The following is a 24,354-nucleotide window of genomic DNA, read 5'->3' on the forward strand; positions in this document are numbered from 1 at the left end:
CGGACCCCCGAGGATATTTTCAGCCAGAAGATGCGGCTGGCGCGCGCGGCTCAGGGGGTTTCCAGCCCGGTCAGGGCGGCCGCAAATTCTTCGGGATCAAACGGGGCAAGGTCGTCGATCTGCTCGCCCACACCGATGGCATGGATCGGCAGGCCGAATTTATCCGCCAGCGCCACCAGCACACCCCCCTTGGCGGTGCCGTCCAGCTTGGTCATCACCAGCCCCGACACATCGGCCAGTTTCTGGAAGGTTTCCACCTGATTGAGCGCATTCTGCCCGGTGGTGGCATCCAGAACCAGCAGGGTGTTATGCGGCGCGGTCTCGTCCTTCTTGCGGATCACCCTCACAATCTTTGCCAGTTCTTCCATCAGATCGGCGCGGTTCTGCAGGCGGCCGGCTGTGTCGATCATCAACAGATCCGCCCCCTCTTCCTGCGCCCGTGTCATCGCATCAAAGGCAAGGCTGGCAGGATCCGATCCCTCGGGCGCGGTCAGGACCGGCACACCTGCACGGTCGCCCCAGACCTGCAACTGCTCCACTGCCGCGGCGCGGAAAGTGTCGCCTGCGGCGATCACCACCTTCTTGCCCGCGGCCTTGAACTGGCTGGCCAGCTTGCCGATTGTGGTGGTCTTGCCGGAGCCATTGACGCCCACCACCAGCACCACCTGCGGGCGTTTCTGGTAGATTGGCATCGGGCGGGCGACCGGTTCCATGATGCGGGCCACCTCTGCGGCCAGCAGCTCCTTGATCTCACGCGTCGAAAGCCGCTTGCCAAACCGGCCCTCGGCCATATTGGCAGTGACACGCAGCGCGGTATCGACCCCCATGTCGGCGGCAACCAGAAGATCCTCCAGCTGCTCCAGCATGTCGTCATCCAGCGCGCGGCGCGGCTCATCCGCCTTACCGCGCCCTATCAGACGCCCCAAAAGCCCAGGCGTTGCCGAAACCGGGTCCGGGGTCGGCGCGGGCATCGGCTTCATCGCCGGTTTCGCCATCGGCTCTGCTATGCGGGCGGGCTGTTCGGGTGTCTCTGCGGGGATCTCGGACGGCGCTTCAGACGGCACCTCCACTGGCGGCGCCTCTGGTGCCTCAACAGGCTGTTCAGACGGCACCTCCACTGGCGGTGCGGATGGCGGCACCTCGGGCGTCTTCTCCGGTGTGGGCTGTTGTGCGGCTGCGCCCTCTTCGACGATGGCATCAAGCCCTTCCTCAAGCTTGTTCGACGACTTGAACAGCCGGTCCTTCAGTTTTGAGAAAAACGCCATGTCGGTCTCCGCATATTGGGTCTGTGCGAGTTGTCACGCGGACACCTAATGCGGTTTTGCGGCAAGTGCAAAGCACCTCGGTGCGCCGGCTGCCACAAAACCGATGCAAGAACCGGCCTAAGCCGCTACAGAAACGCCAGCAGAAACCCCGCCTGCGCCCCCCAGTAGAGCGGCCAGACCGCATAGGGCGTGAACCGCCGCGCCGGGTGATCCTCGGCCAGCACAAAGGTTTCAAAGGCCAGAACGATATCGGACGCCATGAAGGCGAGCGCCGCAGGCAGTACCAGCGCCAGCCCTTGCAGACTGCCCCCCAGCGGCAGGGTCAGGGCTGCCAGCCCCATGCTGATGATGATCGGTACATAGGCCAGCACCGGAGCTTTCAGGGCACCGGCACGCGGCGCCAGCAATCGCGCCATGGCAATGCCCGCCAGCGCCAGCACCACAACGCCGATCAACTGCGGCATCTGCAATAGCCGCGCGGCCTCGCTGCTGTCCTGACCGAGGAACAGAAACACATAGACCAGATGCCCCGCTGCAAAGGCCCCGACCCCGGCCATGAAGGCGCCTTCGCCATCCCGCGACAGGCAGAAATCGCCAATGGCACAAAGCCCAAGCGCGAGGGTCAGCAGCACTGGCCCACCGCCAAGCCAGGCGGCAATCGCCAGCAGCAGCACCGCCAGGGTCTTGGTCGCGCTGCGCAGCACGCTGGTCGGCCGCGCCGTGAGCCCCAGATACACAAGCGCAAATAGCGCCGCCGCGCCGATCAACGCATCCCCCATAGGTACTGTTTCCCAATTCCGACATCCCACTCTCTCCCCTCGCTCTGGCCAATGACCTCAGCCGCACCGATCTGCACCGGGCAACCACCTGAGGCTGCGGCTTTTTTCCGCACCGATGTTGCCCAGCACACCGGCCCCGGTCAAAGGTGACGCCGCGCAACCCTGCGCCCGCGCCGCCGTGCCCGAGGCATCGCGCGATTCTGCCTGTCATCGCCCCCGCTGCGGAAACCATGGTCAGGGCGATACGGGTCTGGCACAGTCGATCCATGCGAATGCTCTGTCTGATTCTCTCGGCGATCCTGTTGAGCAGCGCCCTGCAGGGCCGTCCGGCCGCCGCCGGTGCGCCTCTGACAGCGGATCAGTTCGACCGCTACACCCAGGGCCGCACCCTGTTCTACGGTTTTGATGGCGTGCCCTATGGGGTTGAGCGCTATCTGCCCAACCGCCGGGTGATATGGTCGTTTCTGGATGGCCGCTGCCAGAACGGCGAATGGTATCCGCAGGCCGATCAGATCTGTTTTGTCTATGACGAGATCGGCACGCCGCAATGCTGGCAGTTTTCATTTGGCGACAACGGGTTAATTGCCCAGTTCGAAGGCGACCCGGAGGCAACCGAGCTTTACGAGGCGGAGGAGCTGGGCCGGGAGATGCTCTGCCTCGGCCCGGACGTCGGCGTCTGAGCACGCGCCAGAGGCCAGCTCAGAACAGGGAGCCTTGATCCCCCGGGTCTGATGTGTCGCTCTTCTGGCTGGTGGATTTGGACCGGTCGTCCGCCGATGGCGCGGCGGCGACCGCATCGGATTTGACGGCAGGGGCTGCTTCGCCGCCTGCGGTCGTTGTTGCGGTCGTTGTCACGGTTGGGGTCACCTCTATCTCGGCGTCGGCAAATTCGATATGAAGCCGCGCCTGCGATGCCGCCTCTGCGGCGCGGGTGATCACCGTCTCAGCGCTGCGCACCACCGCATAGCCGCGCCTCAGCGTGGCCTTGTAACTCAGAATATCCAGCTGACGCCCGGTTGCCTCCAGCCGTTGCCGCTGCCGGTCCAACCGCTGTGCCTGCACGGTATCGAGCCGCTGGACCAGCTGGCCGAGGCGGTCCTGCTGACGCGCAAGATCCTGCCGGATCGGGCGCAGGCTCAACCTTGAAGAGAGGTTGCGCAGCCGGTCGCCACGGGTGCTGACCAATTGGCGCAGGGTGCTGGGACGCAGCGCAGCTGCCGCCTCGCTCAGCCGCAGGCGGCGACGCTCAACCCCCCGGATCAGCGCATCGGGCAATTTGTCCCCCCACAGATCCAGCCGCTGACGTGGGGTTTCCAGCAATGTGTCGGGTTTGGGCAGCGCGCGGGCCAGATCATTGAGCCGCTGGCGCCGCTGCTGCACCGCCAGACCAGCAGACCGCACCAGCCGCGCGCCCTGATTTTCGGTCCAGCCCATCAGCTCCAGCCGCACCGGCACCGCCAGCTCTGCCGCCGCCGTCGGTGTCGGCGCACGGCGGTCGGACACAAAATCAATCAGCGTGGTATCCGTCTCATGCCCCACGGCAGAGATCAGCGGAATCTGCGAGGCTGCGGCGGCGCGGGCGACGATTTCTTCGTTGAACCCCCAGAGATCCTCGATCGAGCCACCACCCCGGGCCACGATGATCAGATCGGGCCGCGGCAGCGCGCCCCCCGGTGTCAGCCGGTTGAAGCCGTCGATGGCGCGGGCCACCTCCGGCGCGCAGGCCTTGCCCTGCACGGCGACCGGCCAGACCAGCACCTTGCGCGGGAAGCGGTCGCGCAGCCGGTGCAGGATATCGCGGATCACCGCACCCGATGGCGACGTGACCACGCCGATGATCTGTGGCAGATAGGGCAGCGGCTTCTTGCGTTCCGGCGCAAACAGCCCCTCGGCCTCCAGCTGCATCTTGCGCTTTTCCAAGAGCGCCATCAGCGCTCCCTGCCCGGCAACCGCCACCTCGTCGACGTTCATGTTGTACTTGGACTGCCCGCCAAAGGCCGTCAGCCGACCGGTGACCACGACTTCCAGCCCCTCCTCCGGCACCACCGAAAGGCTGGAAATCTGCCCCTTCCAGGTGGTGCAGGCCAGCACCGAGCGGTCGTCCTTGATGTCATAGTAAAGATGCCCGGACCGCGCCTTGAATACCCGGCCCACCTCGCCGCGCACCCGGATCCGCCCGAAAGTGCCCTCCAGCGTGCGTTTCACCTCGCCGGAGATTTCCGAAACGGTGAATTCGGGGGCATTCTGCCCGGGCCGGTCAGCCGGGGTGGGATCGTCAAACAGGTCGGACATCGGCGGGCTGCTCTCCTGCGTCACAGGTGGTTCTTGTTTTGAAGTCGCGCGCAGCATAGAACCCGCCGCAAGCAAGGCAAGCCCCGGCAACCGCCGACGGCGCCATTGGTGCAGGCAGATCGGAGAACACGGACATGAACATCCTTATCCTCGGCAGTGGCGGGCGGGAACATGCGCTCGCCTGGGCGGTGATGCAGAACCCCAAATGTGACAAGCTGATCGTGGCACCGGGCAACGCGGGCATCGCCCAGATCGCCGATTGCGCCACCTTTGATATCGAGGACGGCGGCACCGTGGTGACCTTTGCCGAGGAAAACGCCATCGACTTCGTCATCGTCGGGCCCGAGGCACCGCTGGCCGCAGGTGTTGCCGACCGGCTGCGCGAGGCGGGCCTTCTGGTGTTCGGCCCCTCCGAGGCCGCCGCAAAACTGGAAGCCTCCAAAAGCTTCACCAAGGAAATCTGCGACGCTGCAAACGCCCCGACCGCAGGCTACGGCCATTTCACCGACGCGGACGCCGCCAAGGCGCATGTGCGCGAGCACGGCGTGCCCACCGTGGTTAAGGCCGACGGTCTGGCCGCAGGCAAAGGCGTCATCATCGCGATGACCGAGGAGGAGGCCATGGCCGCCATCGACGACATGTTCGGCGGCGTCTTCGGCGGTGCCGGCGCCGAGGTGGTGATCGAGGAATTCATGGAAGGCGAAGAGGCCTCCCTCTTCGTGCTGGTGGATGGCGAGGACGTGCTGGCAATCGGCTCCGCGCAGGACCACAAGCGCGTCGGCGAAGGCGATACCGGCCTCAATACCGGCGGCATGGGCGCCTACTCCCCCGCGCCGGTGCTGTCGGCTGAGGTCGAGGCAAAGGCGATGGAAGAGATCGTGAAGCCCACCATGCGGGTGATGGCGGAACGCGGGATGCCCTATCAGGGCGTGCTCTATGCGGGTCTGATGATCAAGGACGGACAGCCCCGGCTGGTGGAATACAACGTCCGCTTCGGCGACCCGGAATGCCAGGTGCTGATGATGCGCCTCGGCGCCCAGGCGCTGGACCTGATGCAGGCCGCCGCCGAGGGCCGCCTGGGTGACGCGCAGGTGAACTGGGCCGATGACCATGCGATCACCGTGGTGATGGCGGCAGAGGGCTACCCCGGATCGTACGAAAAATTCACCGAGATCAAAGGCCTGGACGCGCTGCCCGAAGACAGCAGCAATATGGTGTTCCATGCGGGCACCAAGGAACAGGACGGCAAGGTACTGGCCGTCGGCGGCCGGGTGCTGAACGTGACCGCCCGTGGCGCTTCACTGCAAGAGGCCCGCGACCGCGCCTATGCGATGGTGGAGGGTGTCAGCTGGCCGCAGGGCTTCTTCCGCCGCGACATCGGCTGGCGCGCGCTGAAGTAAGACCGACCGAGCAGGCACTCCCGTCTGTTTCAGAACCATCACAGATGGCTCGACACAGTTGGGCATTGCCGGGCGCTGCTGCGCCCGGCGCCGCAAGCGGCAAGCCCCGACGCCCAGTGAGGATACCGCACGCCGGGCTGTCCAGACCCGCCCGGTCGAATCCGACAGGACACCGCGCAAAATCCCCCCAGTCTGACGTTTTCGGCCACGTGCAGCGGTGGGGCGGGCCCTAGGTTGCAGGCGCGCCAAGGCGAGCCTCCCCTTTCGGGACCGGCACTCTCAGTTCCCGGTCTCGGATCCCCGTCAGCAGCTGCGCAATTGCCCTAGTCCCGCCTTTGAGCGAAGCGGAGTTCACTTTCGATGATCCTACGCGACAAACCCGGCCTGATGCAGCTGCTGTTTGCGCTGCGCGGCTCTGTCCTGCCCCGCATATTGCCCCGTATCCTCGGCCTCTCCGCCCTGTCGGCGCTGGTGCTGTGGATTGACGCCGATATCACCCGCCTGCCCCATACCAATGCCGCGCCGTTTGCGGTCTTTGGCATCGCGCTCTCGCTGTTTCTGGGGTTTCGCAACAATGCCGCCTATGACCGCTGGTGGGAAGGTCGCAAGCTCTGGGGACAGCTGGTCGCGGACCTGCGCAGCCTCAGCCGTGAGGTGGACCTGTTTGTTGCCGACCCGCAGAGCCGACGCCGGATCCTGCGGCTGGCCCTTGCGTTTTTGCATCTGCACCGCATCAACCTGCGCAAAGAACGCGACACCAGCGCCGCAACCCGCTGGGCAGGCGACGATTTCACCACCGCGCCACATCCGCCCTGCGCAGCGCTCGATGCCCTTGCCGCGACGCTGGCCACAGCCGCCGACGATGGGTTTGCCCGCAAGGCGCTGGCCGAACGCACCGCCAGCATGGCGCTGGCTCAGGCGGGCTGCGAACGCATTGCCACCACGCCGCTGCCCTATGTTTATTCGCTGCTGGTGTTTCGCACGACCTACCTCTATTGCCTGCTGCTGCCCTTTGCGCTGATCGACAGCGCGGGCTGGCTGACGCCGATTTTCGTCGGCATTGTCGCCTATGTCTTCTTCGGCCTTGCAGAGGTGACCGAGGAGCTGTCTCACCCCTTTGGCGAAACGGTGAACGGCCTGCCGCTGGATGCCATCTGCCGGACCGTTGAACGCAGCCTGGCCCCAAAGCTGGGCGAGGAGGTACCGCCACCGCTGCAACCGATCGACTATTACCTCTCCTGACACCCCGACAGGATCAGCATGCCGGCTGGCAAGCACCTGTTTTCACGCTGCCTTCACTCCGCTAAGATCCTTGTAACAGCGACCGCACCCACTCCCGAAGGCTCAGCCCTGCCGCGGAGCTGCGGTCGCCGCGACAGGCAGGACATATGCAGGAACAGCAGGACCAGATGACGGCCAATAGCCAGCAGCCCCGCCCCGGCCTCGACGTCGGCACAGCGCCCATGGGCGATCCCGGCGCCGAGACGCTCGACCAGCTCTTTGCCACCCGTGACCTGATGCAGCTCGCCTATGATTTCCTGCCGGTGGGGATCGTTGTCACCGAAAACCGGGTCCTGCGCGACTGCAACCGGCGGTTCTGCGAGATGTTCGGCTACACCCGGCTGGACCTGCTCGATCAGCTCTTTGCCTTTCTCTACCCATCGCAGGAAGAATTTCTCAACCTGCGCAACCGGGGAAATGACACATTGGGAGCCGGCGCGCCCTATTGGGACGAACGGGTGATGCGGCGCAAGGACGGCAGCCTGTTCTGGGTCCGGGTCCGTGGCCATAGCTTCACACCGCAAGAGCCGCTGGCACGCGCGGTCTGGAGCTTTGCCGATCTGTCCCGATCCCGGCCCTATCAACCCCTGACCCGGCGCGAACGCGAGGTCTATTCGCTGCTGTGCGAAGGCAAGACCAGCAAGGAAATCGCCCGAAGTCTGGAGCTGAGCTACCGTACGGTCGAGGTTCATCGCGCCCGGCTGTTGAAGAAGGTCGGCGTCAGCAATACCGCCGCGCTTTTCTCCTCTCTGGGTGACATCGACGGCGCCCATGTTGTGGGCACGCCCAGCCCGTGACGGCGTGAAATGCGCTCGCAATCGCACCGGGGCCCGCAAGATCCAACCGCTGTCACGGGCTGGGCGCGGGTTGCTCCACCATAGCCCTCCCCGGTTCCGGTTCCGGCAAAGATCGCGCCTCATGCCGCCGAAGTCGATCACGGGGCCGAGCGTCGGCACAAATTCCGCAGGCGGGGCCGATCAGATCAGCCCGCGTCCCCGATCGTACCGGGTAAGGCGCCAATGTCACGAAGGGTGACCGCAGGGGCCGACGCTGGCCCGGCACCTTTGTCGCACTGCCCGCGCGCTATCGGAACAGCGTGAAGACGGGATCGCTGAAGCCGCTCGACGCCAGATCACTGTTCAGCCCGCTCAGCAGCAGGAAGCGGTTTCTGAACTCGTCCAGCTTGTCAGGCTTCAGAAGATCCGCCGGATGGCTGGTGCCAAAAGACGACTGCGCACGTTCTTTCATTTCATCGACCTGGCGATCCACGTTCAGCTGGCCAAAGCTGGATGGCAGGCCCAATGCCGTCTCAAACACCGCTTTCAGCGGCGGTGAGCCGATGATGCCGAACCAATGGGCATCTTCACTGCCACCGGCATCCGCGATCGCTTGCAGCTCGCGCTCCAAGGCAAGGGCAAGGCGCATGTTCGGGTCACTCTCCCCGATGGCGGCCTCAAAATTCCGATCATTGTATAGACCCGCGATCTCCTCAGCGAAACCAGCGGGATAGGTGCGGTCATTGGTACCGGGGTTAAAAGCAAAGGCATGCGCCATGGCCTTCAGATTCGGATCCCGGTGCAGGTTTGCATAAGAAATTTCGGAGGACAGATCCGATTCAAAAGCCCTGATCATCACGTCAAAATCAAGTTCCCGCTCGCTGATGTTGAACACATCCAGCCCCGCCTCAAAGGCATCGAAATCAAATACGAACCGCCGTGGCAGCTCATAGCCCGCCAATTTGCCGTCGACCTCATCGGCCAGCACCTTCATCCGGCTTGGCGCGGTGGGCCATTCGTTCTGAAACGCCTCGGCAAAATTATGGAACGCAAGATTTCCGGGCTGATTCACAAAAGAGCTTGGGTCCGAGAGATCGGACTCCAGCACATCACGCAGATAATCCTCGCCTGGGTTGCTCAGGTAGAACTGCTCCAGCGCATCCGCGAGCAGTTCAGGCTGAGACAGCAGCTCGTCGGGGCTGGTGAAACTGTTAATATCGGGGATCCCGAAACCAAAGGCGCGCGACATCGCCAGATAGCGCGGATCCTCCTGCTGGTTGACGGGCGATTCCGGATCATAGGGGTTTGATTCCAGCATCCGCTTGAGGAAGATCGAGTTGGTATATTCCAGATCGAAACTGTCCACGACTGCCTTCAGCAGATCCTCATTGGCCAGCAGCTCATCCGCATTGGCCGGACCATTGCCATCGTTCACGGCGAGGAATTCGCCCACCAGCGCCTCCATGCTGGTGCTGTAATCCGGCGGCCGGTTGAATTCGAACGCCTTGGCAAAATCCGCCAGTTTCGTATCGCTCAGCCGGTTCACAAAAGAATTCGGATCGGTGATATCGGATTCCAGGACCCGCATCAGAAAGAACTCGTTACCGGCGTATTTCTTCAGGCCAAAGTCATCCAGAGCCTGATTGAGCAGGGTCTGGTTCGACAGTAGATCCTCCGGGCTGGCGACAGTCACATAGGGTTTTTCTATGCTTGTGCTCGGCAGCTGCGGGCCGCTCTCACTGCCAAAGCCAAAGGTCTGCGCAAGACCAAGATAGCGGCTGTCGTTCAGCCGGTTGGCAAAAGAGGTGGGCTCAGACAGATCTGATTCCAGCACCTTCTTGATGAAGGCGCGGTTGTTGATGTCCTCTTCCAGACCAAAGGCGCCCAGGGCAACCTTCAGCACATTATAGTCGCCGAGCAGCTGATCGGCAGTCTGGATATTGTCGATTTTCCGCGTGAAGTCCTGCACCGCGCGATCAATGATCGGCGATTTTTCAAAAATCTCCTGCTGCTGGGCGCGGGTTCGGTCCAGAAAATTCCATCCGGCGATACCGGTTCCCAGCACATAGGGTGAAAAGGTCACGCGCCTGTCTCCTGCTTGCAAACGGGTTCCGCCACCGGCTGCGACAGCGCAATCCGGGGGGTGTCTTGATCAAGAGAATACGCGCAAAGTGGTGAACAAATCTGCAACGCAGGGGCGCACTGCGGCAACAGCCGGCAAGAAAATAAACCCAACTTTACCGAAGCGGCGCCGAGCATCTGCCGCCTGCCCGCTCAGTCGGCCTGAACCGGCCCCTCGCACCGCAGCGCCGCCGCCAGACCCGTCGCAGGCGAATATGCACCAATTTCCCGGCTGATCACGCGACCAGCCACAAGGGTGCTGACCATGATCCGGCTCCACCCGGCGTCCACAGTCAGCAGCTGCGGGCCATCGCCGCAGTCCCGCAGCCCCGAGGTGATGAAACCCTCCCCGATGCGATGGTTCGTCAGCCCAGACCGCTGTGCGACCTGATGCAGCGCACCGTCGCGATAGCGCCAGATCCGTAGGGTTTTCGCCAGATGAGGACGGTCGATATAGGCGATCTCGATATGGCCGTCGCCATCCAGATCAGCCGCCGCGATCGGGGCCAGCCAGCGAAATCTCGTGCCGATATGCGGCGTCGCTGCCATCTTGCGCAGCGCCCCGTCATGCAGACCATAGATCGCCAGCTGCGCGCCCCTGCCCGGATCGCTTTCGACCACCACCACCTCCGGCAGCGCATCGCCCGTCACATCCCAGAGCCGTGGCGCCAGGTCCTCGAAGACCGCGCCAGCGACAGGCAGGGCCACACGATGGCGGGTGCCCCGGCTGTCCTGCGCCACCAGGGCCGAATACTCGATGTGATCGCCCAGCACCCCATGCGGATAATGCGCGGTGGGTGCGGCGAATTCAGCACTCGTCAGCCGGAGCGGATCCTGCGCCGCCGCAGCCGAAACCATTGCGGACAGCAGCCCGCCTGCACAGATCGCCCGCGCCAATGCGCCAGGAATGGCAGGGCCCGCCCAGGACCCCGCCCGCCACGGGCGCAGCGCCTGACCTGCGCGGCGTCGAGACAGGGGCCAGACGCGCCACAGATGACGCCGCGCCTGCGGCCCCAGCCGCATCAGATCTGTTTTTCGGGCATATGCACCACGAGACCGTTCAGATCATCCGTCACCTTGATCTGGCAGGTCAGACGCGAGCGCGCGGGATCCGGCTCATAGGCGAAATCCAGCATATCCTCTTCCATGTCGTCCTTGGCGGGGAGCTTCTCAACCCAGGCGGCATCGACATAGACATGGCAGGTCGAACAGGCGCAGGCGCCGCCGCAATCCGCTTCGATCCCGGGAATATTGTTGTCGCGCGCCCCTTCCATCACGGTCAGGCCATTGGCCACATCCACAACATGTTCGGCACCATTGTGTTCGACATAAGTGATCTTTGCCATCGTCAGCTGCATCCTTTTTCGCGTTGCGTCCGAGGTTGTAGCCAACCGCTGGCCACCGCGCCAGTCAGAAACCACCCGCGGGGCAAAACTCCTGCACCGCGTTGCACCAGGCCCCCGCCCTCCCTGCGTCCTCCCCCTTTGGGTTGGTGGCCGGTCACGCGCCTCAGCTGAGCCATCAGAGCATAGCACACCAACAGGCCCGGCGATAACGGGGCTTTGCGCTGGGGCGCGAACTGCGGTAGCCTAGCCCCGGATGCGCTCCGACGCGGGGCCATCCCGGCATCACGGCTGCCGGTATTTCGACACAGGTGTTTCGACACGGGGACTTTGTTCATGTCTGACCTCTTGCGCCCGCACGGGCCCTGGCTGGGGCAGGCCTTTTTGCGGCATATCTGCCGAGGCACAGTCCTGCCGGCCACGGCGGGGCTGGTGATGCTGCTTGCGGCCTGTACCGCGCCACAGACCGGTGGCAGCAGCCTGCAGGTGTCGCGCAATGCTCCCGCCGCCCCGCCCGGCGCTGCCCCCGGCAGCTGCTGGGGCACCCATACCACACCCGCCGTGATCGAAACCGTCACCGTTCAGGTGATGACCCGACCGGCCAGAACCGCCGCCGACGGGCAGGTGCTGGAACCGGCGCGGTTTCGCCGCGAGACCCGACAGGACATCGTGCGCCCGCGCCGCGAAAGCTGGTTTGAAACCCCCTGCCCGGTGGATATGACACCGCAATTCGTCGGCTCGGTCCAGCGCGCCCTGGCGGTGCGTGGCCTCTACCAAGGCCAGATCACCGGCATCCTGGATCGAGACACCCGCGCCGCCGTGCGCAAATTTCAGGAACGCGACGGGTTTGACAATGACCAGCTGTCACTGGTCAGCGCCCGCAGACTGGGGTTGGTAGCCGTTGAGAACTGATCCCCGCCCCGCCCCGTCCCCTAGCACCGAAGGTCTGATATGAGCCCATCGCCAGCCACCGGTGCCCTGCACAGTTCGGGCAGCTCCTCCGGCAACAGCACCGGTCGCGCGGCCTCCTCGGCCCGCCGCAAATGGCTGTTGCCCGACCGCGGGTTCCTCTCTGGTGCCTCCGACCGGTTGCTGGAAATGCTTGACAGCCAGGCCAGTGAAGTCCTCCTGCAGGCTGGCGAAGAACTGTTTGAACAGGGGGATGAGGGCGACGCGCTCTATGCCATCGTCAGTGGCGCGATTGAATTCTCCACCCTGTCCTCTGCCGGGCGCAAACTGTCGCTGGACATCATGCGCCCCGGTGCCGTCTTCGGCGAGATCGCCCTGTTTGACCCCGGCCCCCGCACCGCGACCGCAACCGCGCTGGAGCCCAGCCGCCTGCGCCGACTGCGCAGCGGCGACGTGCTCGCCAAGCTGCAACACCATCCCTCGCTCGCCGGAGATCTGCTGCGCCTCGCCGGTCAGCGGATGCGCTGGATGAACACGCAATACAGCGAACAGGTGTTTCTGCCGATGCCGGTGCGGCTGGCGCGCAAACTGCTGTATCTCACCACCGAAGGCGGCGACGGGCGGTTGTCGCTGTCGCAGAGCGAGCTGGCTGAATTTGTCGGCGCCACCCGCGAGGCGGTGTCCAAAACCCTGTCGCAGTGGAAACGCAGCGATGTGATCGACATCAGCCGTGGCGGTCTTACCATCCGCGACCGGGCTGCGCTGCGGCTGCTGTCGGACCCCGACATCGGCTGACAAAGCCGCAGGCTCGGATCTCCGCAGGCCCCGGATCCTCCCGCCGCACCTTTTCCCAAAGACTGCCCTCGCCAGCCGGGGAGCACGCCGCGCGAGGGATCGGCAATCGGACAAATCTTAATCCATTGTGAACTGGGTTACAGACCAGACCGCTCCGGGCAGGGCATGGTCATGACAGGATGCCGTTATCCGTTCCATCCCAACGGCATCCTGTCCCATCAAGAGCCATGTGTCACGGCACATGGCTCGACGGGACCCAGGGACATCCGCCGGGCGCAACCGGGGACCAATGCGCCATCTGGGGCGGCGGATATCTACGAACAGCTTGTTGGATCGAACAGAAGGTGCCTGGGGGGTGCCTGGGGTCATTGGACCCATGTGCAGACGCCTCCCGTCGGCGTGAGTCCGTGACACGCCGGACCTGTGGGCCGGGGGCAATTTCGCCACCCTGTGATGATCCACGCAAAAGGGCCGAGCATCCCTGCCCGGCCCTTTTGTTATTGTATCTGCTTGTTATGGTATCTGCCTTACGCGCACGTCAGGCGCCTGTCTGCGGCCTGTCTGTGGCAGGTGACCGGACAGATCGGGCCGCCCACCGACGGGCGGCCCTTGACGGATCACTCCGACAGGTTCAGCGCCACGAACCGCGGCTCACCGGCACGGCGCACCAGCAAGAGCAGCGACTTGCGACCGGCTTCCTTGGCTTCGTCGATACGCGCTTCCAGCTCACTGATCGAGGTCAGTTTCTGCTGGCCCGCCTCGGTGATCAGATCGCCGGCACGCATACCTTTTTCCCAGGCTTCCGAACTTTCATCCACCGAGGTGATCACCAGACCATCCATGCCATCGGGCACGTTCAGCTCGCTGCGCTGCTCATCGCTCAGACGGCTGACGGTCAGACCCAGCAGCTGTTTCTCCGCCGTATCCGGCGCGCTGTCATCACCAGCGGCAGGCGTGCTCTGGCGCTGCGCATCTTCGCGACGGCCAAGGGTCACCCGCAGGGTTTCGGTCTTGCCTTCGCGGAACACCCGCACCCGCACAGCTTTGCCGACTTCGGTATTGCCGACCTGACGCACCAGACCGCGGGTGTCCTTCACATCGACCCCGTCAAAGGACAGGATGACATCACCCGCCAACAGGCCGGCCTCTTTCGCCGGGCCTTCAGGCACATCAGTCACCAGCGCGCCCTTGGCACTGTCCAGCCCCATTGCCTCGGCCACATCAGTGGTCACATCCTGAATGCGGACGCCCAGCCAGCCGCGGCGGGTTTCGCCGAACTCTTTCAGCTGGTTCACCACCTTGCTGACCACATTGGAAGCCATCGAGAAACCGATCCCGATCGAGCCGCCATTGGGCGACAGGATCGCCGTGTTCACACCGACGACCTGACCATCCATGTTGAACAGCGGTCCGCCGGAGTTGCCCCGGTTGATCGCCGCATCGGTCTGGATGTAGTCGTCATAAGAACCCGACAGCTCGCGGTTGCGCGCCGACACGATCCCGGCAGACAGCGAGAAGCCCTGCCCCAGCGGGTTGCCCATCGCGACAACCCAGTCGCCAACGCGGGCCAGATCACTGTCGCCAAATTTGACAAAGGTCAGCGGCATCGGCGCATCGACCTTCAACAGCGCGATATCGGTGTTGGGGTCAGTGCCGACCACCTTTGCGGGCAGCGGCTGCGACGGCTGGCCTTCACCGGGGAAGAATTCGATCTCGATCTCATCGGCTTCTTCGATCACGTGGTTGTTGGTGACGATATAGCCATCTTCAGAAATCACAAACCCCGATCCCAGCGCCGAAGAGCGGCGCGGACGGTCGCCCTGATCGCCGTTGCGGTCCTGGAACTCCCGAAAGAAATCCTCAAAAGGTGAGCCCTCGGGCACGATGCCCTGCGGACCGGTGCGTCCCTCAACAACAGTTGTCGTGGTGATATTCACCACCGCCCGGCTCACCTTGTCGGCCAGCGGGGCCAGGCTTTCAGGCCGGGCCTGGGCGATGGCCACCTGCGCCAGCACCATCAGGGTGCTGATCATGGCCAGCCAGAGCAGGCGCCACTGCGTCGCCTGCCGCGCGGGGGCGCGGGCAAGGGCGCGGGCGCCGCTGATTGTGTTGTTCTTTGCCTGTGGCTGCACGAAACTACTCCTTAGTTGTCGCCATATTCCATATCCAGCGGCGGGCCTGGGCGGGTGGGCGCCTCTGGATCCGCTGCGGGTCATGGGCGTTAATGTAGTCTTTCCAAGAACCGTCACAACGAATGTTGCACGTATTCAATTCGAAGTGAAACCCGGTGAGCTGCCGCCGGGGAAGCTTTTACAGAAAAGGGGCCAGCCTCACGGCCAGCCCCTGTCTGATGTCTCGTCAATCCACGCAAAGCTTCTGCGGGCCGATCATTGCTGCGCAGCCGCTGCCGGTTTGCCGCTTGAGGATTTCAGATAGTTGAAAAACTCATTGTTCGGCGACAGCACCATGGTGGAGTTCCCGGCCTGCAACGAGGTCGCATAGGCATTGAGCGAACGGTAGAATTCAAAGAACTCCGGGTCCGCGCCATAAGCCTGCGCAAAGATCGCGTTGCGTTCGGCGTCCGCTTCACCGCGGATGATCTCCGCTTCGCGCTGCGCATCTGAGACCAGCTCAACCACGGTCCGGTCAGCCTGCGCCCGGATCCGCTGGGCGGCCTCGTTACCACGGGCACGCTCATCGGTCGCTTCGCGCACACGCTCCGCCCGCATCCGCTCAAAGGTCGCGTCGAGGTTTTCGGTGGGCAGGTCGGTCCGCTTCAGCCGCACGTCGATGATGGTGATCCCCAATGAACGGGCATCGCTGATAGCCCCGTTGCGGATCCGCAGCATCAGCGCCGCCCGGTCCGAGGACAGGATATCGTTTGAGCTGACAGAGCCGAGGATCTCACGGGTTTGCGCCCGCAGGATCGAGTCCAGCCTGTTTTCAGCCGTTGCGATACCACCGGCACCCACCGCCTGACGGAACCGGTTCACATCGGTGATCCGATAGCGGGCAAAGGCATCTACCACCAGACGGCGGTCATCCGACGGGGTGATTTCCAGCGGGTCGATATCCCGGCTCAGAATGCGGTCGTCATAACGCACCACTTCCTGGATCAGCGGGATCTTAAACGCCAGCCCCGGCTCTTCCTTGACCGAGACAACCCGGCCAAACTGCAGAACCAACGCCTTTTCGCGCTCGTCGACGATGAACACCGACGACAGTGCCGTGATCGCCACGATCACCAGCGCGGGCAGCAAGAGAGTTGATTTACGCATCAGTTGCTTCCTCCACGGCGCAGTTCATTAAGCGGCAGATATGGCACCACGCCCTGTCCTTCGCCGGTTTGCTCATCCAGGATGATCTTGTCGACGCGGCTCAGCACCTTCTCCATGGTCTCGATATAAAGACGCTTGCGGGTCACGTCCGGGGCCTTTTCATATTCGGTCAGAACCGCAGAGAAACGGCTGGCTTCACCCTGGGCTTCGTTCACGACACGTGCACGGTACCCTTCGGCTTTCTCCAGCAGTTCCGCCGCCTGACCACGGGCCTCGGCCAGTGCGTTGTTGGCATAGGCATCCGCTTCGTTCTGGCGCCGGTCACGTTCCTGTTCAGCCGCCTGAACATCCCGGAACGCCGCGATCACCGATGCGGGCGGGTCGGCCTTGTCAAAGTTCACCCGGATGATGTTGATCCCACTGTCATAGTCATCCAGCGTGAACTGGATCAGGTCCTGCAAACGCGAGGCAATCGCGCCCCGGTCCCGGTTCAGGATCGGCGCCAGCTCGGACTGGGCGATAATCTCGCGCATTGCCGATTCCGACACCGCGCGGATCGTGGTGCGGGCATCGCGCAGGTTGAACAGGTATTTCGCCGGATCATTGATGTTCCAGACCACCTGAAAGTCGATATCGACGATGTTCTCGTCGCCGGTCAGCATCAGCCCTGCATCGGAGCTGATACCGCCACCGACGCCGATGTCTTCGGTCTGCTCACGGGTCACCGGCAGGATTTCCTTGGTCACCAGCGGCCAGGGCGCGAAGTTCAGGCCCGGCTGCCCGGTTGCGGAATACTCCCCAAGGAACAGCTCAACCGACTGTTCTTCCGGCTTCACCGTGTAAAAGCTGGCAAAAGCCCAGAAGCCAACCGCAGCCAGCGCGCCCAGCGCAAGGGTGCCCTTGGTCAGCTGCGGGCCACCGCCGCCGCCAGCACCACCGCGACCGCCGCCGCCGGTGCCACCACCGCGACCGCCCATCAGAACGCGCAGCTGCTCCTGGCCTTTCTTGACCAGCTCGTCGATCTCGGGGATCTGACCTTCATCAGGACGACGTCCGCCGCCCCGGTTGTCGTCACCGCTCTGGTTGTTGCCTCTGTTGCCTGAGCCGCCAGAAGAGCCGCCGCCCCCCCAGGGGCCACCATTATTGCCCGCCATATGTGTCCAATCCCTATCTTGCCGCCCATCGCGGCTTGGTGTTCTACCTGTGTGTTCTGCCTGAAAAATCAAGCCGTCCGCACCGGTGTCTTCATCGTGACCAGCTCTTCCGACATCGTCGGATGCACCGCCACGGTGCGATCAAAGTCTTCTTTTGTTGCGCCCATTTTTACGGCGATGCCAGCCAGCTGGATCATTTCACCCGCGCCGGGGGCGACAATATGACATCCCAGCACCTTGCGCGTGGCCTTGGAGACGATCAGCTTCATCAGCACCCGCTGCGCCCGCCCGGCAAAGGCCTGCTGCATCGGCTTGAAGGAGGTCGCATAGACCTCGATCTCCTCCTGCTCTGCCGCCGCTTCCTCGCTCAGCCCCACGGTGCCCATTTCCGGCTGGGTGAAGATCGCCGTCGGAATAAGGTCATGGTCCGGGCTGGTCGGATTGCCGTTGAACACCGTCTCGACAAAGGCCATGCCCTCGCGGATGGCGACCGGTGTCAGGTTCACCCGGTTGGTCACATCCCCCACCGCATAGATCGAGGGCACGCCAGTCTGGCTGTACTGGTCAACCACGATGGCGCCCGCGCGATCACGGGCAACGCCCAGATCCTCCAGGCCGAGGTTGTCGGCATTGGGGCTGCGTCCGGTGGCGAACATCACCTGATCGAACAGGTTCTCATCGCCATTGGTCGCTTTCACCCAGATCTTGTCGCCCTCTTTGCGCATCTCCAGCACATTGGTGCCCAGATGCAGATCAATACCGGACTGGCACATCTCTTCGGAGATCAGCCCGCGTGCCTCATCATCAAAGCCGCGCAGGATCTGCGCACCGCGATAATACTGCGTGGTCTTGACCCCCAGCCCGTTCATGATGCCGGCGAATTCGCAGGCGATATAGCCACCGCCGACAATCAGCATGGTTTCGGGCAGTTTCTCCAGATGGAAGATCTCATTCGAGGTGATCGCCAGCTCCGAGCCGGGGAACTCCGGCGTGATCGGCCAGCCACCGGTGGCAATCAGGATGTGTTTTGCCGTCTTGCGGGTGCCATCGGCCAGTTCGACCGTATGGGCATCCGCCAGTTTGGCACGCTGATCAAAGGTCTCGACCTCGTTGTTCTTCAGGATGTTCCGATAGATCCCTTCCAGCCGGTCCAGCTCGGCGTGCAGTTTGGTCTTGAACCGATCCCAGTCAAAGCTGCCGGGCGACAGATCCCAGCCATAGGCCTGCGCGTCCTCGACCATCCCTGCGTATTCGCTGGCAAACACCATCAGCTTCTTCGGCACACAGCCCCGGATCACACAGGTGCCGCCGTAACGGTCTTCCTCGGCCAGCGCCACCTTCACGCCCTGCTGCGCAGCCACCCGCGCCGCACGCACCCCACCGGAGCCGCCGCCGATAACAAAGAGATCGTAATCAAAGCTCATTTAAGTCGCCCTTCTCATATCTTGCGCGAGGTATCCCATAGCGCAGAGGTAATTGCCAGTCTCGCAGGTGGGGACACTGCGCCCTGATTGTTATGCCCAAGGGCGGTTTAGTCGCGAAACCGTGAAAAGCGCGTGAAGAGACCGAGACGCTTGTGACAAAGCAGTCTAATCTACAACCGCCTTGCCGCAAGACGAGGACCAATCCGGCCAGTACGAGGCGAACGCAGCCTGAAACCGCCGTGTTTCAATTGTATCAGCGTTTTCCAATGGGCATCGAAGTTTGGTCAATGAGCCGTCTTCAGCGCGCACGAGAATCGACGCATACCGGTATCGCCGAAAGGGCACGAGACGCAGATCCGATGGCTTTTCCTGAACAGCGACAACTCTCGACCAAGGGATCCTAGCAGAGGATGAGCAGAGGCCTGTGCGTGTCGTAATTCCCTTTGCAGAGACCTCTGCCCAGCTGAGAGGGATCCCATCCCACAGAAAGCACAAAAGCGTCAGCAAATACAGATAGGTCAACGGCGCTAGGTAAGGGACCTCGAAATCGGGCTGATCCAGCACCCACCAATTGTTTTTCTGCGACACCGAAGCGATGAGCAGTGCAAGCGAGAACACAAGGAACGGTGTTGCCGGGACACGCAGCCTCACCGACAGGGAAACCGGCCGGTCCCACGTCTCAGGATCGGCAGCCGATATGTTAGATGTGGTTTGCATGTCGGTGGTCGTCATATGGTTCCAGATATCGCGGTGGCCGACAAAAGCCCAGCCGTCTGGCCCTATCCGTTGCACCTCAATCCATCAGATCCGTGAACAGATTCTCGGTCTCGACAAAATCCAGCCGGTCGATTTCCACCGTGCCCTCATTTATGTCGCGCACCTCGACCCTGCCATCGCCATAGCCGACCACCACGGTGTCACAGATATCGACGAACAGCCCGTTCTCGACCACGCCGGGGATCTGGTTCAGCACCAGCGCCATCTGCCGTACATTGCCGATCCGGTTGAGATGCAGATCCAGAATATGGTTGCCCTCATCAGTCACCAGCGCCGCATCGCCGTTCATCCGCAGCGTTGTCTTGCGGCCCATCACGTCCATCGCCACCAGTGTCTCCTCCAGCAGCGCCTGCGTGGTCTGCCAGCCAAAGGGGATCACCTCCACCGGCAAGGGAAAGGCGCCGAGCGTCTCGACTTCCTTGGCCTTGTCGGCGATCACCACCATCCGGTCCGAAGCAGTGGCGACGATCTTTTCCTGCAACAGCGCACCGCCGCCCCCCTTGATCAAGTTCAGATCGCGGTCGAACTCATCAGCGCCGTCAATGGTCAGATCCAGCCATTTCGCCTCATCCAGCGAGACCACCTCGATGCCCACTTCCAGCGCCAGCTCCGCCGTACGGCGCGAGGTCGGCACACCCTTGATCCGCAGCCCGTCGGTCTGCACCATCTCACCCAGACAACGCACCAGCCAGGCCGCCGTCGACCCGGTCCCGAGACCAACCCGCATCCCGTCCTCGACCATCTCCGCTGCCCGTTTGGCGGCAACGAACTTGGCCTTGTCGATAGGCGATAGTTCTCCTGTCATGGCAGCATCTCCCTGAAGCTATCTTCTGGTGGTATAAGCCTAATCCGCCCCCGGCGCGAGAGGCCAGCGCCCGCGCGCACGTTTTCGCAACACGGTCATAAAATGCAGTTCCAGAATACGGGCAGAAAAACGGGCATGATACCCGGCAGGATATCTGGCCAGACGATCGTGGCAGGTCAGCGCGATGTGCTCAGGATCTCGGCAAGCGTCGCGTAATCCTCCCGGTAGTCGAAGGATCCGAACTGCCCGCCGATCCGTACCGCCAGATAGAACAGCACACTCAACAGCAGGGCCGTCGGCACCGTCACCAGCGCCAGGGGCCAGCGCTGTGTCACCGCGTCATGCAGCATCGCGACAAAGAACTTCCAGTCGCAGCGCGCCCGGTCCCAGCGATCACCGCCCACCGCATAGCCGAAATCATGGTGCCGCCAGCTGGCGTCGCAGAAAAACCAGCTTGCGGTGTCGGTAATCAGCGCCCGCAGGCGATCCGGCAGCCAATAGGGGCCAACCCCATTGCCGAACCGCAGTTTCTGGGCCTCTGTCAGGTCATCAAAAGAAGGGCGCGACATCCGCTCTCACCTGTTTATCCTTGCAGCCAATTCCGCATATTGCGCCGCACAGTAGGATCACGGATATCGGGAATTCAACCGTCCGGCGCATCATTCGCGCCGCCACCTGTGCCAGCTTCTGCGCAAACTGCGTGTTTCCTATTGGAAACGTCGGAAACGGGCGTTACCCATGGCGGCGGAGATCTTAGAATGGTTCCACGATGGACAAGTATCGCCTGCATTACGCCCCCGACAACGCCTCGCTGGTGATCCGGCTGGCGCTGGAAGAGATGGGCCTCAGCTATGACACCGCGCTGGTCGACCGCCGCGCCGGTGCGCAGAATGGCGCTGCCTATCGTGCGCTCAACCCCACCGGGCTGATCCCGGTGCTGGAGACCCCCGACGGTGCGATCTTTGAAACCGCCGCCATCCTGCTGTGGCTGGGCGACACACACCCCGAGACGGCGCTGGTGCCCGCCCCCGACAGCCCGCAGCGCGCCGCCTTCCTGAAGTGGCTGTTTCATGCCTCCAACACGCTTCATGCCGATCTGCGCATGTTGTTCTACCCTGAAAAATACATCGGTGCGGCGCCGGACGACCAGCGCCGGCTTCAGGCCATGCTACAGGTCCGCATCGCGGCGCATCTGCGCAATCTGGACGCCGCCTGCGCAACCGCGCCGACCCTGTTCATCGGTCCCTCCGCCAGCGATGATCGCGCCGGTCCCAGCGCACTTGCGCTCTATCTGGCCTGTATGATGCGCTGGATGGCGCTCTATCCGCGCAACAGCGACCGCAGCTGGTTCCGGCTGAGCGACACCCCGGACCTCGCCCGGCTGCTCTCCCGGCTTGAGACCCGCGCCAGCACAGTTACTGCCGCCAGGGCCGAAGGCCTTGGCCCGACCCCGTTTACACAGCCACATCTCGCGCAGCCGCCAGAAGGATCAGCGACCTAATGTTTCTCTCCGTCTTCGACATGTTCAAAGTGGGCATTGGCCCGTCCTCCTCTCACACGATGGGGCCGATGGTGGCCGCCGCGAAGTTTCTGGACCTGATGCGCGCCTCGCCCTTCGACTTTCACGGGCTGCGCGCCTCGCTGCATGGCTCGCTTGCCTTCACCGGTGTCGGCCATGCCACCGACCGCGCCACCATCCTCGGGCTTGGCGGCTTTGTCGCTCATGACTATGACGACGCCAAGGCCGAGGCCTTTCTGGCGGAGCTGGACAAGACCCATAAAATGCACCCCGAGGGTCTGGGCGCGCTGCATTTCGACCCCAAGGCCGACATGATCTTCGATTATGATCACGCCCTGCCGGGCCACGCCAACGGCATGATCCTGATGGCCACCGATGCCCAGGGCGACGTGATCCTGAAACAGGTCTACTACTCCATTGGCGGCGGCTTTGTCCTCACCGAGGAAGAGCTGGCCGCAGGCAAGGCCACCGACGAAGGCGATCCGGTCCCCTACCCGTTCAAATCCGCAGCCGAAATGCTGGAGATGGCCAAGGCCAGCGGCAAATCCATCGCCCAGATGAAACGCGCCAACGAAATCGCGCGCGGCTGCGAAGAGAGCCTTACCAAAGGCACCGCCCGCATCTGGCAGGTGATGAACGACTGTATCAACCGCGGACTGGAGCGCGACGGCATCCTGCCCGGCGGCCTTAAGGTGCGCCGCCGCGCCAAGGGCATTCACGATGCGCTGCTGGCTGAACGCGGCATGAACATCAACGCGCCGCACACCATCAATGACTGGATGAGCGTCTATGCGATGGCGGTGAACGAGGAAAACGCCGCCGGCGGTCAGGTCGTGACCGCCCCCACCAATGGCGCCGCAGGCACCCTGCCGGCGGTGATCCGCTACTATCTCGACCACGTACCGGGCGCGTCCGAATCCCATGTTGAGGATTTCCTGCTGACCGCCGCCGCCATTGCCGGGCTGGTCAAATACAACGCGTCCATTTCCGGCGCCGAGGCCGGCTGCCAGGCCGAGGTCGGCTCCGCCGCCGCGATGTCGGCCGCAGGTCTCTGTGCGGTGATGGGCGGCACGCCCGAACAGGTGGAAAACGCCGCCGAGATCGCGCTGGAACATCACCTCGGCATGACCTGCGATCCGGTCAAAGGCCTGGTCCAGGTCCCCTGCATCGAGCGCAACGGTCTGGCGGCGATCAAGGCGGTCTCCGCCGCGTCGCTGGCCCTGCGCGGAGACGGCCAGCACTTCGTGCCGCTGGACGCCTGCATCGAAACCATGCGCCAGACCGGCGCCGACATGCACGACAAATACAAGGAGACCTCCCTCGGCGGCCTCGCCGTGAACGTGCCGAACTGCTGAACCATAATCCCACAGGATCGGGCCCATTGCGGCCCGATCCACGCAGGGGTTTCGCAGCCGGGTTCAACCCCTACTTGCATCCCCCCGCCACCACGCCTAGCGTGGCGTTATGACTCATGACCGCCCCTCACTAGGCATCCTGCTCATGCTCGGCTTCTGTATCGTCGCCCCCTTGGGTGACGCGGTGGCCAAACTGCTGGGCGCTCATATCCCCTTGGGGCAGCTGCTGTTTGTCCGCTTTGCCGCGCAGGTCCTGCTGCTGGTGCCGCTGATCTGGGCCACCGGGCGCCTGTGGCGGATGCGGGGCCGCGTGCTCTGGCTTACCTTCCTGCGCACGCTGCTGCATATCGCGGGCATCGGCGCGATGTTCACCGGCCTCAAATACCTGCCGCTTGCGGATGCGGTGGCCATCGCCTTTGTGATGCCCTTCATCATGCTGCTTCTGGGCAAATACGTGCTTGGCGAAGAGGTCGGCATGATGCGCCTCTTGGCCTGCATCGTCGGTTTTGGCGGCACGCTTCTGGTCATTCAGCCCAGCTTTGCCGCCGTTGGCCTGCATGCGCTCTGGCCCCTGATGGTTGCCGTGGTCTTTGCACTGTTCATGCTGGTCACCCGCCAGATCGCCAAGGACACCGATCCGGTTGGCCTTCAGGCGGTCTCCGGCACCATGGCCTGTGTCATGCTGCTGCCGGTGCTGCTGCTGGGACAGGTCACGGACATTCCCGCACTGTCGCTGGTGACGCCGAGCGCCGAACAATGGGGGCTGCTGGCCGCCATCGGCAGCCTCGGCACCGCCGCCCATCTGCTGATGACCTGGAGCCTGCGTTACGCGCCTGCCGCGACTCTCGCCTCGATGCAATATCTGGAGATTCCGGTGGCCGCGCTGTTTGGCTGGTGGATCTTTGCCGACCTGCCCAATGGCATTGCCGCCCTAGGGATTGTGATCACCGTTGCGGCCGGTCTCTTCGTGATCCTGCGCGAGCGTCAGATCCAATCCCGCAAGAGTGCTGCCGAGCGGGCTGCGCTGCTCACCCGCGACCCGCCCATCGCGCCGGAACAGCCGGCCGTCTGACCCGCGAGC

22 protein-coding genes are annotated in these 24,354 nt (G+C 63.5%); 9 read left to right on the top strand and 13 right to left on the bottom strand.

Features of this window, described 5'->3' with window-relative positions:
• Window positions 1-50: 50 nt before the first annotated feature.
• Window positions 51-1,265 (bottom strand): signal recognition particle-docking protein FtsY, encoded by a 1,215-nt coding sequence (gene ftsY, locus VWY75_RS12455; RefSeq protein ID WP_416539078.1) that lies wholly within the window; start codon window positions 1,263-1,265, stop codon window positions 51-53.
• Between the two features lie 125 nt (window positions 1,266-1,390).
• The gene (locus VWY75_RS12460) at window positions 1,391-2,044 is read right to left on the bottom strand and encodes a lysoplasmalogenase (protein ID WP_416539079.1); all 654 of its coding nucleotides are present in this window, start codon (window positions 2,042-2,044) and stop codon (window positions 1,391-1,393) included.
• 266 nt (window positions 2,045-2,310) lie between these two features.
• On the opposite strand from VWY75_RS12460, the gene VWY75_RS12465 reads away from it, so the two are divergent.
• Entirely contained in the window at window positions 2,311-2,724 is a 414-nt protein-coding gene (locus tag VWY75_RS12465) for a hypothetical protein (protein ID WP_416539080.1), read from the top strand.
• A 19-nt stretch (window positions 2,725-2,743) separates the two neighbouring features.
• On the opposite strand, the gene xseA is transcribed toward VWY75_RS12465, so the two are convergent.
• Window positions 2,744-4,336, bottom strand: a complete 1,593-nt coding sequence (gene xseA, locus VWY75_RS12470; protein WP_416539081.1) for an exodeoxyribonuclease VII large subunit — start codon at window positions 4,334-4,336, stop codon at window positions 2,744-2,746.
• A gap of 134 nt (window positions 4,337-4,470) precedes the next feature.
• Between xseA and purD the strand changes: the two genes are divergently transcribed.
• The 3 genes from purD (at window position 4,471) to VWY75_RS12485 (ending at window position 7,814) form a co-directional block, all read left to right on the top strand.
• Complete coding sequence (gene purD, locus VWY75_RS12475) at window positions 4,471-5,736, top strand: phosphoribosylamine--glycine ligase (protein ID WP_416539082.1); 1,266 nt, start codon at window positions 4,471-4,473, stop codon at window positions 5,734-5,736.
• Window positions 5,737-6,096: 360 nt separating this feature from the next.
• A complete protein-coding gene (locus tag VWY75_RS12480) occupies window positions 6,097-6,978 on the top strand; it encodes a bestrophin family protein (RefSeq protein ID WP_340546122.1) in 882 nt (293 codons plus the stop codon).
• A gap of 221 nt (window positions 6,979-7,199) precedes the next feature.
• On the top strand, window positions 7,200-7,814 hold the full coding sequence (locus VWY75_RS12485) for a LuxR C-terminal-related transcriptional regulator (RefSeq protein WP_416539173.1): 615 nt from the start codon (window positions 7,200-7,202) through the stop codon (window positions 7,812-7,814).
• Between the two features lie 286 nt (window positions 7,815-8,100).
• Here the strand turns inward: VWY75_RS12485 and VWY75_RS12490 are convergent, their stop codons facing one another.
• From VWY75_RS12490 to VWY75_RS12500, 3 genes are all read right to left on the bottom strand, one after another.
• Window positions 8,101-9,876: a DUF1217 domain-containing protein gene (locus tag VWY75_RS12490; protein WP_416539083.1), complete on the bottom strand. Its 1,776-nt coding sequence runs from the start codon at window positions 9,874-9,876 to the stop codon at window positions 8,101-8,103.
• Between the two features lie 191 nt (window positions 9,877-10,067).
• Window positions 10,068-10,937, bottom strand: coding sequence for an FG-GAP repeat domain-containing protein (locus VWY75_RS12495; protein ID WP_416539084.1), 870 nt, complete (start codon window positions 10,935-10,937; stop codon window positions 10,068-10,070).
• A complete protein-coding gene (locus VWY75_RS12500) occupies window positions 10,937-11,260 on the bottom strand; it encodes a 2Fe-2S iron-sulfur cluster-binding protein (protein WP_340546125.1) in 324 nt (107 codons plus the stop codon). Before VWY75_RS12500 ends, VWY75_RS12495 begins: the two co-directional genes overlap by 1 nt.
• Before the next feature lie 333 nt (window positions 11,261-11,593).
• Between VWY75_RS12500 and VWY75_RS12505 the strand changes: the two genes are divergently transcribed.
• Both VWY75_RS12505 and VWY75_RS12510 read left to right on the top strand, forming a co-directional pair.
• Entirely contained in the window at window positions 11,594-12,169 is a 576-nt protein-coding gene (locus VWY75_RS12505) for a peptidoglycan-binding domain-containing protein (RefSeq protein ID WP_416539085.1), read from the top strand.
• A 39-nt stretch (window positions 12,170-12,208) separates the two neighbouring features.
• Window positions 12,209-12,961: a Crp/Fnr family transcriptional regulator gene (locus tag VWY75_RS12510; protein WP_340546127.1), complete on the top strand. Its 753-nt coding sequence runs from the start codon at window positions 12,209-12,211 to the stop codon at window positions 12,959-12,961.
• Between the two features lie 617 nt (window positions 12,962-13,578).
• On the opposite strand, the gene VWY75_RS12515 is transcribed toward VWY75_RS12510, so the two are convergent.
• The 7 genes from VWY75_RS12515 to VWY75_RS12545 form a co-directional block, all read right to left on the bottom strand.
• Window positions 13,579-15,093 carry a Do family serine endopeptidase gene (locus VWY75_RS12515; protein ID WP_416539086.1) on the bottom strand — a complete coding sequence of 505 codons (1,515 nt, stop codon included), beginning with the start codon at window positions 15,091-15,093 and terminating at the stop codon, window positions 13,579-13,581.
• A 255-nt stretch (window positions 15,094-15,348) separates the two neighbouring features.
• Entirely contained in the window at window positions 15,349-16,239 is an 891-nt protein-coding gene (hflC, locus tag VWY75_RS12520; protein ID WP_340546129.1) for a protease modulator HflC, read from the bottom strand.
• The gene (hflK, locus tag VWY75_RS12525; protein WP_416539087.1) at window positions 16,239-17,393 is read right to left on the bottom strand and encodes an FtsH protease activity modulator HflK; all 1,155 of its coding nucleotides are present in this window, start codon (window positions 17,391-17,393) and stop codon (window positions 16,239-16,241) included. The genes hflC and hflK overlap by 1 nt, the downstream gene beginning before the upstream one ends.
• A gap of 68 nt (window positions 17,394-17,461) precedes the next feature.
• Complete coding sequence (gene gor, locus VWY75_RS12530) at window positions 17,462-18,817, bottom strand: glutathione-disulfide reductase (RefSeq protein ID WP_340546130.1); 1,356 nt, start codon at window positions 18,815-18,817, stop codon at window positions 17,462-17,464.
• Between the two features lie 165 nt (window positions 18,818-18,982).
• Window positions 18,983-19,549, bottom strand: a complete 567-nt coding sequence (locus VWY75_RS12535; protein WP_416539088.1) for a hypothetical protein — start codon at window positions 19,547-19,549, stop codon at window positions 18,983-18,985.
• A gap of 61 nt (window positions 19,550-19,610) precedes the next feature.
• Entirely contained in the window at window positions 19,611-20,399 is a 789-nt protein-coding gene (rpiA, locus tag VWY75_RS12540) for a ribose-5-phosphate isomerase RpiA (RefSeq protein ID WP_340546131.1), read from the bottom strand.
• A gap of 176 nt (window positions 20,400-20,575) precedes the next feature.
• Entirely contained in the window at window positions 20,576-20,968 is a 393-nt protein-coding gene (locus VWY75_RS12545; RefSeq protein ID WP_416539089.1) for a hypothetical protein, read from the bottom strand.
• Between the two features lie 200 nt (window positions 20,969-21,168).
• Here VWY75_RS12545 and VWY75_RS12550 point away from each other — a divergent pair, with 200 nt between their 5' ends.
• From VWY75_RS12550 to VWY75_RS12560, 3 genes are all read left to right on the top strand, one after another.
• Window positions 21,169-21,900, top strand: coding sequence for a glutathione S-transferase family protein (locus tag VWY75_RS12550; RefSeq protein WP_416539090.1), 732 nt, complete (start codon window positions 21,169-21,171; stop codon window positions 21,898-21,900).
• The gene (locus tag VWY75_RS12555; RefSeq protein ID WP_416535053.1) at window positions 21,900-23,273 is read left to right on the top strand and encodes an L-serine ammonia-lyase; all 1,374 of its coding nucleotides are present in this window, start codon (window positions 21,900-21,902) and stop codon (window positions 23,271-23,273) included. Before VWY75_RS12550 ends, VWY75_RS12555 begins: the two co-directional genes overlap by 1 nt.
• A 109-nt stretch (window positions 23,274-23,382) precedes the next feature.
• Window positions 23,383-24,345, top strand: coding sequence for a DMT family transporter (locus VWY75_RS12560; RefSeq protein WP_340546135.1), 963 nt, complete (start codon window positions 23,383-23,385; stop codon window positions 24,343-24,345).
• The last annotated feature ends 9 nt before the right edge of the window (window positions 24,346-24,354 follow it).

This window comes from Phaeobacter sp. JH20_08 (assembly GCF_048056635.1).
Lineage (GTDB): Bacteria > Pseudomonadota > Alphaproteobacteria > Rhodobacterales > Rhodobacteraceae > Phaeobacter > Phaeobacter bryozoorum.

Bases quoted from the DNA above. Each gene is read 5' to 3' on its own strand.
- ftsY (WP_416539078.1), bottom strand. From the start codon at position 1,265: ATGGCGTTTTTCTCAAAACTGAAGGACCGGCTGTTCAAGTCGTCGAAC.
- VWY75_RS12460 (WP_416539079.1), bottom strand. From the start codon at position 2,044: ATGGGGGATGCGTTGATCGGCGCGGCGGCGCTATTTGCGCTTGTGTAT.
- VWY75_RS12465 (WP_416539080.1), top strand. From the start codon at position 2,311: ATGCGAATGCTCTGTCTGATTCTCTCGGCGATCCTGTTGAGCAGCGCC.
- xseA (WP_416539081.1), bottom strand. From the start codon at position 4,336: ATGTCCGACCTGTTTGACGATCCCACCCCGGCTGACCGGCCCGGGCAG.
- purD (WP_416539082.1), top strand. From the start codon at position 4,471: ATGAACATCCTTATCCTCGGCAGTGGCGGGCGGGAACATGCGCTCGCC.
- VWY75_RS12480 (WP_340546122.1), top strand. From the start codon at position 6,097: ATGATCCTACGCGACAAACCCGGCCTGATGCAGCTGCTGTTTGCGCTG.
- VWY75_RS12485 (WP_416539173.1), top strand. From the start codon at position 7,200: ATGGGCGATCCCGGCGCCGAGACGCTCGACCAGCTCTTTGCCACCCGT.
- VWY75_RS12495 (WP_416539084.1), bottom strand. From the start codon at position 10,937: ATGCGGCTGGGGCCGCAGGCGCGGCGTCATCTGTGGCGCGTCTGGCCC.
- VWY75_RS12500 (WP_340546125.1), bottom strand. From the start codon at position 11,260: ATGGCAAAGATCACTTATGTCGAACACAATGGTGCCGAACATGTTGTG.
- VWY75_RS12505 (WP_416539085.1), top strand. From the start codon at position 11,594: ATGTCTGACCTCTTGCGCCCGCACGGGCCCTGGCTGGGGCAGGCCTTT.
- VWY75_RS12510 (WP_340546127.1), top strand. From the start codon at position 12,209: ATGAGCCCATCGCCAGCCACCGGTGCCCTGCACAGTTCGGGCAGCTCC.
- hflC (WP_340546129.1), bottom strand. From the start codon at position 16,239: ATGCGTAAATCAACTCTCTTGCTGCCCGCGCTGGTGATCGTGGCGATC.
- hflK (WP_416539087.1), bottom strand. From the start codon at position 17,393: ATGGCGGGCAATAATGGTGGCCCCTGGGGGGGCGGCGGCTCTTCTGGC.
- gor (WP_340546130.1), bottom strand. From the start codon at position 18,817: ATGAGCTTTGATTACGATCTCTTTGTTATCGGCGGCGGCTCCGGTGGG.
- VWY75_RS12535 (WP_416539088.1), bottom strand. From the start codon at position 19,549: ATGACGACCACCGACATGCAAACCACATCTAACATATCGGCTGCCGAT.
- rpiA (WP_340546131.1), bottom strand. From the start codon at position 20,399: ATGACAGGAGAACTATCGCCTATCGACAAGGCCAAGTTCGTTGCCGCC.
- VWY75_RS12545 (WP_416539089.1), bottom strand. From the start codon at position 20,968: ATGTCGCGCCCTTCTTTTGATGACCTGACAGAGGCCCAGAAACTGCGG.
- VWY75_RS12550 (WP_416539090.1), top strand. From the start codon at position 21,169: ATGGACAAGTATCGCCTGCATTACGCCCCCGACAACGCCTCGCTGGTG.
- VWY75_RS12555 (WP_416535053.1), top strand. From the start codon at position 21,900: ATGTTTCTCTCCGTCTTCGACATGTTCAAAGTGGGCATTGGCCCGTCC.
- VWY75_RS12560 (WP_340546135.1), top strand. From the start codon at position 23,383: ATGACTCATGACCGCCCCTCACTAGGCATCCTGCTCATGCTCGGCTTC.